Consider the following 6990-nt stretch of genomic DNA (forward strand, 5'->3'; position numbering starts at 1 on the left):
TTTAAGCTTCAATTTGCCGCCGCTTGGGTCGAAAATTTAAAAACGGGGCAAGCACTAACAGTCCGGGGAAGAAAAAGAAAACCATGAAGTACATAAAGCCACGCTCGATCGAGCTAGCCACATACCAACGGTTTTGCAGGTAGATATATACTGCCACGGGAATCACTAGCAGGTAAGCTCCACCCAAAATCAAATACAGAAGCGCAATCAGCATTGGTTTTATCGCAGCAGCAACTTTCAATAAGGGCTTTTCGAGAAGCAAAAGGCAGGCTTTTGCCTTCGCTGAGGATAGGGCAAGAGCGCTCTGGGCGACTAGCCCGGAGTCGGTGTTACCGATTCGTTAACAGCAAATCTAGGACTGGACTTACACCCAGGCTTAGACCCATGCTCAATACATTTTACACTTAGAAGTCGGTTTTCTTAAACAAACCCAGTTTCTTGCGGAGACTGCCTTGCCGAATCCAGTTAAATGGTGTAATAATAGAACCCGCGACTAACAAAACCGAAGCGAACCTTGGGGGCGTGGCGGAATGGTAGACGCAACGGACTTAGGAAACTGAGCCTTGATAGAGAAATCTGTCAAGTGACCGCTCTCAAATTCAGGGAAACCTAAATCTGGCGACAGACAAGGCAATCCTGAGCCAAGCCTAAAAATTTTAGATTTGAGATTTTAGATTTTAGATCGGCGCTCAATCCAAAATCGAACATCCAAAATCCAAAATTGAGGGAAGGTGCAGAGACCCGACGGGAGCTACCCTAACGTGAAGGCGAGGGTAAAGGGAGGGTCCAATTCTCAAAGCCTGGTAATTGTACCCCAGGCAGTAGTGAAAGCTGCGGGAGAATGAAAATCCGTTGGCCTGAATAAGGCCGTGAGGGTTCGAGTCCCTCTGCCCCCATTTTAATTGAGTCGAAATTTGGTTGAGAAATTTGGCGAAATTCAGCCAGTGGGAATGTTTGCACCCAAAGCAGGACATTCCGGCGAGCGGCAAGGGTATATAGCTGGTTGCCAAAGAAAAATGGTACAAGTATATTGAAGTAAGCCCGCTGGTTTAACAAAAGCGTAAAAATGTAATGCTACCTAAACTAAAAATAACCAGTCTGGATTCAGTGTGGGCTAAAGGAGAAGGAAACTAGCAGTTTTTTGGATAAAAAACTAGCTAGAGATGCTTCTTGTACAAAAATATCATCAGCTGCGGTCGATCGGCTAAGCTAAATTCAGATAATTGACAAGTAATTAGTTTGCACAAGTTAAGTAACTGAGGCTAAACTGCAATCATACTCAGTCAGGGTGCCATCAACTGTTTCGTTACAACTCAATCAGGGATTACTACCTCTTTAAGCAGAATGATCGGGGATGGTCTACTAACGGTTCATCAAGCGGATACCCTTATCCAGTTAAACCGACAAGGTTCGGGTCTTGATAAATTTCAAGGCATTATTTATAAATTTCTGTTGGCGATTGTTAAAGAATCTCCTTCAGAAGCTGTATTGTGTGAATTTAGGAATTTATTCATATATCAAGTTGGTTGTGCTAATACAGAAGCGCTTAATGCTCTCTATAAAATCATTTTTGAAAAAAATGAAGAGGAGTTTAGAAACACTCTCAAGCGGTCTTGTTATATTCTGATTAATAACTGGGATGCCAGCAGGAATCATAAGGCTATACAAGAATTAATTCAGCTATTAGGCGAGGCAAAAATTAATGAAGATACGATATCTCCAAGTTTAGATCGCGTCAAAACTTGGTTGGATAATTTTGTCAACAGTAAGGATTATGAAGACCTGAAGGTATTCGCTTCCCGCTACGATAGTCAGTCTGAGTGGGCGCATCGTTATAGTACTTTTCTTTTAGTACCTCAGTACATAGATCTGAATAATCCCATAGAACAGCGAGAAGCAGCTAGAGCTCGTGCGAAGCGCTTGAAAGATAAATTTAAATTCGATTTGGCGATGTACACCGCCCATTCTCAGTCGCCAGTAGCTAAAGATACTAAGCTTGACAAACCAAATCCTACAGGACTTGGCGACGATCTGCTCCGGCTAATTAAAGCAATTGTAGCTAAACGAGGCCCATTTAGCTACGCCAACTTGGCAAGTATTTTTATTAAACAAACTGAATTCGTAACGTACAAATTTTTCAAGCAGAGTTTAAGTAAATATTTACTGTTTTCGGTGGCGAATAAAAAATTCGTAAATGTTTTTCAGCAAAATATTTCTGAAAAACTAGAAGTTCTTTATAAAGACCATGAGGAGGAAATTATTAACGATGCTCTGAAACTGAGAAGTTGCAATCGCGTCATAGAATATCTAACAACTGAAAATAGTCGAGAACCAACAGCGTTATTTGCCTTATTGCTGTCTCAAGGTAATCCGTTGACGTTAGTGGTAATTCTGCTGAAATTAATTCTCGTTTCACCAAACTCTCGCACGCATTTGGAAGTTTGTATTGGGGCTTTAATTCAGTACTATCAAAAATACCCAGAAGCTGAATGTCGCTGGTTGATTACTTTCTTAGAAATATTTAATATTACATTTGCAATTTATGCTGAAAATGTAGAATACAATTTAATCCAGATGCCGCAATATCAAGGTTCCGGGGAACAGCTAAAGGGTTGGACTCTAGATGAGTATCGAATTTTTTCCCAACTCAAACAAGAGCGTAACTTGGAAACGGCTTATGAAAATGGACTTCTGGAATAAATCCGCTAGATTTGCTAATGGCTGTGGCAATCTTAATCCATTATTCGCCTATGAAGTGGGATGGCTCGATCGCAATTAGCCATTACCGATGAGCGATTAAGCGCGAGTCAAGCCAAATCAATCCGGCACCGATCGCTTCCGCTAAAATACTCACCAGACGGTAAAGTGCAACTACACTGAGGATGAGACCCGGTGAAAAACTGTCATCCAAAAGCGCGATCGCACTTGTTTCAAAAACTCCCACACCTCCCGGTGCGCCAGGAACAACCAAACCCAACAACCATGCTACACAGAAAGCACCCAACAGCAGAAATACCTGACTGGGAGGCACCGGTTTGAGGGCCAACCAAGTACACAAGAAACCGAAACCGCGCAAACTTAAAAAACCCATCTCTCCCAACAAAGGCAGTAGGGGGTAGCGTTTCATTTGCAAAGCACCGACATCAACTGTCGCGAAACCTTTAGCTTTAGCTTTCATCTGAGTCGCCAATTGAATCAACGGGTTTAAAAACTTAGGATGAATTGCGATCGAAACTATCGCCAGACCGAGAAATTCCAACCACCGATAAACATTGGGTAAATCCGTCTCTACTAGCAAGCTACTAAACAAAGCAATCAGTAAGGCGGCAGCCGCCATCAGCAGCGGTTCCAGTAACACGCTGAGGGTAGCGGCACTTCGGCAAATACCCACATCTGTAGTAGCCTTGATACGCCCGTAGTAGTGCCAGACATTACCGGGTAAATACTTAGCTATGTTGGTTTTTAGGTAAATTTGGACACTCCAACCAGCCCCGATCGGTTGGTGAAGTTCCCGCAGAATCCAACTCCACACCCAGCCAGACCAAATATGGGCCAGTAAAGTGACTCCGATTGCGATCGCCAGAATTGCCCATCCAGCCGGCGCGATCCGGATAGCCGCCACCGACCCAGCGTTATCTTTGAGCGCTTTAGCCAAAAAAAACAGTGTCCCGCCTACAATAGCCCAGCGCAGATAAGGCAAAAGACGCGACTGGATTTGCTTCATAAAATTCACTAACTGACGATAACAAAGGTCGATCGGCCCAAATACCGAGCAGGTAAGTTTTCCCCAAAGAAATTTTAAAGCTATTTAACAAATTATAAACTTCAGAGAAAACCGCAGAACCATAGTTTCTACGTCTTCAGTGAGAGTACGGAAGAAGCTTGCTTTCTAGCCGGAGATTGATACCAGTTTGGTTTTCAAACCGTAAGCTTGTCAATAGTGTTGTTTGCATAGCTCATCTCGCAACACTTTTAACTGTTTGCAACAACCTCTAGAGATTTCAAAAAGAAGGAGAAAATCATACCATGAAAAGTTCTAAATTGTCCAAAGTTGTTGGTGCTAGTTTGCTGAGTTTAAGTTTGGTTACTCTACCTGCGGTTCTGCCTGCTTCTGCCCAAACCAACACATCTCCCAATTCAACTGATAGAACTACCGATACAACTACCGATTACAACAATAACCGCCAAGGCGTTGATTATAGAACAGGCGATCGAGACTTTGATTGGGGCTGGTTAGGTTTGTTAGGTCTGATCGGTTTGGCAGGTTTAGCTCGTCCGAAACGCGAAGAACCAGTTCGTTATCGCGAGCCTGATGAAGTGAGTCGTCCGGGTGCGCGTTACTAATACATCTTTTCTCGCTGATGTTAGCTCCGGGGGGCTTTAGTAATTTGAACTAAAGCCCTTTTTAATTAGGACACTTCATCTATTTCTAAGGATATAAATAATTTTTGCCATCAGACGCCTAAAATGTAACTTTTGCTAGATAAAAACGCAAGAGTTTTATTTGTAAACTAAACGATGTTAGGTGAAAAGGATAAAGTTGTGAAACAGATAGTTGCCTTCTTTAAAAAAGTGCGATTGCGCCAAATTGTCACCGTATTCTTGGCAGGAATCGCCCTGTTTGTCACCACTGCTTGTAACACTGGAGATGTCCAAGGTGCGCGTCCAGACAACCCTCCCGTCCAAGCAGGTGGGATGAACAACCCCCACAAAGGTGGTGGAGACGGTTACACCCAGTACAAAGCTTCTCCTAACGCCAGCGTAAATGGAGAGCGCGATCGAGCCGACCTACAGCTAACTTATAAGCAACTCGTCGCTGCAAATACAAGTGCCGATTCTGGTTTGATTTACCCAGGTAGTGAAACAGCGGGTGCAGCCAATAGAAACGCTACACCTTCAAACCCAGAACAAGCTAGACCGGGCGGTTTGATTCAGCGCGAACCCAACTTAGGCGAGCGAGTGGGCGATCGCTTGGAGACAGTTAAAGAAGCTTTTCAAGATGCAGGCTCTTTCTTGAAAGATAAGGCGAACGAAGCCCAAGAGCGTCCGGAATTACAACCTAACCCGGCTAAGAAATATTAGCCGCAGTAACAAAGTAGAAGTACGGCATGGCTAAAGCTTGTTATTTATCGATCGCCTTGACATCGTACAGCTACTTTAGCGACATCCAAATTCACTCAAAACACACATCAAAACACAAAAAGGAGTGTCTATGAACAAAGTTGTTTCTTTTATCAAACAATTCAACTTCTTGCGAGTTTTAACAGTCTTTTTCGCAGGCGTTATTCTGTTCGTCAGCACTGCTTGCGGTAGCCCTAGCGTCCAAGCCAAAGCTTTAGACAGAAATCCCCGCCCAGAAATCCCCGAAGGCGCTGTAACTAACACCTACAAAGGCGGGATGAACGATTTTAGCGATGTCGATCCTCGCTTTGACGAATCAAAGGCAAACAAAAAAGCCGATCGTCTTGTAAATAATGCCGAACACAACATCGAATATCGAGCCGATTCTCCCGAACAATACGGTCGCAACTACCGTTCGGGCACACCTTTAGGCGAACGAGTTCAAAATATTGGTGAGAATATCGGCGAATCAGCTACAAACACAGCAAAAGATGTAGCCAAGGGTACTCGCCGAGGAATTGAAAACATCAAGGACAACTCTCAAGATGCTGCCAAGGATGTGTCTCGGAGTGCTGACATAGCAAAAGATCGTGCAGGTCAAGCTGCCGATAATACCAAACACGGTCTAGATAAGGTCTTTAATCAAGACAAGTACTAATGTACAGCACTTTTTAGGTGAGTAATGCACATAGAAAACCGGTTTCTTAAAGAAATCGGTTTTCTGGTGTTTAAGTAGCAGAAATATAGAAAAAAATAATGTTACTAGATATTAGCATATATCGCAGTATTTGTAGTAGCTTACCGATCGAAAAAAAATCGATCGAGCAAATTTTTCGGATTTGTTTGTGATATTATCGTATATTTAGTAAATTCCTGACAATAATCCATGTCAGCCAATTCATCGTTAATCTTAAGAAATAATTATGTTGAGCGATCGCGAGTTATTTAACGAAAATTTCTATCTTGCCGCCAACCAAGATGTGGCAGCCGCCGTATCAAAAGGCGAGTTTGCCAGCGGATTCGACCACTTCAGCCAGTTTGGGGAATTTGAACGTCGCAATCCCAGCGCTTTTTTCGATAGTGCCTATTATCTGCAACAAAATCTAGATGTTGCCACCGAAGTCAACGCAGGCAAAACAACTGCATTTGAACACTTCATCGTGTTCGGTCAATCAGAACGGCGCAACCCCAATCTCTTGTTCGATACGGGTTTTTATCTTCGCAATAATTCCGATGTGGCTGTTGCAGTGGGAGCCGATCTACTTACGGGTATAGAACATTTTGTCAAATTTGGTGCTGATGAGCTACGTAACCCCAGCCGCTTTTTCGACACTAACTTTTATTTAAACCGAAACCCAGATGTTGCCCGAGCAACGCAAAAAGACGAAATTACTGGTGTAGAACATTACATCGAATTCGGTCAGTTTGAAGGTCGCATTCCTCGCCAGCTGTTCAGTCAAATGTTCGTGTTTGGGGATAGTCTTTCAGACGATGGCAATTTGTTTGCCTTAACAGGAGGGGCAGTTCCGCCCAGTCCGCCTTACTTTAACGGACGTTTTAGCAACGGTCTGGTCTGGGTAGAAGACCTCGCGCCCACATTGGCATTACCTGTTAATCCCAGCACCAACTTTGCTGTTGGTGGTGCGACATCGGGAACTCTAAATACTGGCAGTTCTCTCTTGCCGGGATTGCAGCAGCAGATCGATAATTTTGTGGTAGCTAATCGTGCGAGTGCAGACCCGAATGGGCTTTATGTGGTATGGGCTGGTGCTAAGTAGTCGGACAAAAGTAATCGACACTGTATGAACTTTTGTTAAGGCACTTGCAGGAGTGCGATCGCTACCCACGGATAGTACAAATGTATTGTAA

Annotated in this window: 7 protein-coding genes; 5 read left to right on the plus strand and 2 right to left on the minus strand. The window is 43.6% G+C overall.

Features of this window, described 5'->3' with window-relative positions:
• Window position 1 precedes the first annotated feature (1 nt).
• Complete coding sequence (ndhL, locus tag H6G03_RS28530; protein ID WP_190472262.1) at window positions 2-214, minus strand: NAD(P)H-quinone oxidoreductase subunit L; 213 nt, start codon at window positions 212-214, stop codon at window positions 2-4.
• Window positions 215-1344: 1130 nt separating this feature from the next.
• Here ndhL and H6G03_RS28535 point away from each other — a divergent pair.
• Window positions 1345-2700 (plus strand): hypothetical protein, encoded by a 1356-nt coding sequence (locus tag H6G03_RS28535; protein ID WP_190472265.1) that lies wholly within the window; start codon window positions 1345-1347, stop codon window positions 2698-2700.
• A gap of 82 nt (window positions 2701-2782) precedes the next feature.
• On the opposite strand, the gene H6G03_RS28540 is transcribed toward H6G03_RS28535, so the two are convergent.
• Window positions 2783-3724 (minus strand): lysylphosphatidylglycerol synthase domain-containing protein, encoded by a 942-nt coding sequence (locus H6G03_RS28540; protein WP_190472267.1) that lies wholly within the window; start codon window positions 3722-3724, stop codon window positions 2783-2785.
• A gap of 302 nt (window positions 3725-4026) precedes the next feature.
• Between H6G03_RS28540 and H6G03_RS28545 the strand changes: the two genes are divergently transcribed.
• The 4 genes from H6G03_RS28545 to H6G03_RS28560 all read left to right on the plus strand — a co-directional run bounded on the left by H6G03_RS28545 (window position 4027) and on the right by H6G03_RS28560 (window position 6899).
• Window positions 4027-4344, plus strand: coding sequence for a WGxxGxxG family protein (locus tag H6G03_RS28545; RefSeq protein ID WP_190472270.1), 318 nt, complete (start codon window positions 4027-4029; stop codon window positions 4342-4344).
• Between the two features lie 174 nt (window positions 4345-4518).
• Complete coding sequence (locus H6G03_RS28550) at window positions 4519-5082, plus strand: DUF6658 family protein (protein WP_199315522.1); 564 nt, start codon at window positions 4519-4521, stop codon at window positions 5080-5082.
• A 130-nt stretch (window positions 5083-5212) separates the two neighbouring features.
• Window positions 5213-5779: a DUF6658 family protein gene (locus H6G03_RS28555; RefSeq protein ID WP_190472273.1), complete on the plus strand. Its 567-nt coding sequence runs from the start codon at window positions 5213-5215 to the stop codon at window positions 5777-5779.
• Window positions 5780-6044: 265 nt separating this feature from the next.
• Complete coding sequence (locus tag H6G03_RS28560) at window positions 6045-6899, plus strand: SGNH/GDSL hydrolase family protein (RefSeq protein WP_190472276.1); 855 nt, start codon at window positions 6045-6047, stop codon at window positions 6897-6899.
• The last annotated feature ends 91 nt before the right edge of the window (window positions 6900-6990 follow it).

Source organism: Aerosakkonema funiforme FACHB-1375 (genome assembly GCF_014696265.1).
Classification (GTDB): Bacteria; Cyanobacteriota; Cyanobacteriia; order Cyanobacteriales; family Aerosakkonemataceae; genus Aerosakkonema; species Aerosakkonema funiforme_A.